The organism is Pseudomonas sp. AGC41 (assembly GCF_057334555.1).
In genome coordinates this window covers 5883-6766 of record NZ_JBHFJB010000070.1, presented here as the reverse complement: position 1 = coordinate 6766, position 884 = coordinate 5883, and the positions used below count along the sequence as shown (strand labels likewise).

The 884-nt window shown below is 63.7% G+C and carries 1 protein-coding gene; it reads left to right on the top strand.

The annotated features are described in order from the left end of the window. Positions 1–827: enolase C-terminal domain-like protein (locus ACE04F_RS13325; RefSeq protein WP_486107331.1), on the top strand; the 827-nt coding region annotated here is incomplete at its 5' end. Positions 828–884 lie beyond the last annotated feature (57 nt).

The window sequence follows — 884 nt, the reverse complement described above, 5'->3', positions numbered from 1 at the left end:
AAAACGACTGGTTCCGCGTACGCCACGAAAAAGCCTTGGATGCCGATGCGGTGGTGCGTCTGGCCGAGGCGGCCCACGCGCACTACGGTTTCGAGGATTTCAAGCTCAAGGGCGGCGTGCTCAGAGGCGATGAAGAGATCGAAGCGGTGACGGCCTTGGCTGAGCGCTTCCCCCAGGCGCGCATCACCCTCGACCCGAACGGCGCCTGGTCACTCAAGGAGGCCATCCGCCTGTGCCGTGATCAGCATAAGGTGCTGGCCTATGCCGAAGACCCTTGCGGTGCCGAGAATGGTTATTCGGGTCGTGAAGTCATGGCCGAATTCCGTCGCGCCACGGGCCTCAAGACCGCCACCAACATGATCGCCACCGACTGGCGCGAAATGGGCCACGCGATCACTTTGCAATCGGTCGACATTCCCCTGGCGGACCCGCATTTCTGGACGATGCAGGGTTCGGTGCGCGTGGCGCAGATGTGCAATGAATGGGGCCTGACCTGGGGCTCTCACTCCAACAACCACTTCGATATTTCCCTGGCGATGTTCACCCACGTCGCGGCCGCCGCGCCGGGCGACATCACCGCCATCGACACTCACTGGATCTGGCAGGACGGCCAGCGGCTGACCAAGGCGCCCTTGCAGATCCGCGGTGGCTGCGTGCAGGTGCCGAAGAAACCGGGGCTGGGGATCGAGCTGGACATGGACCAGTTGGCCAAGGCTCATGAGTTGTACAAAGGCATGGGACTTGGGGCGCGGGATGATTCGGTGGCGATGCAGTATCTGATCCCGGGCTGGACGTTCAACAACAAGCAGCCGTGCCTGGTTCGCTGAGAAGTATAAAACCATGTGGGGGGGGGGGGGGGGGGGGGGGGGGGGGGGGGGGGGGGG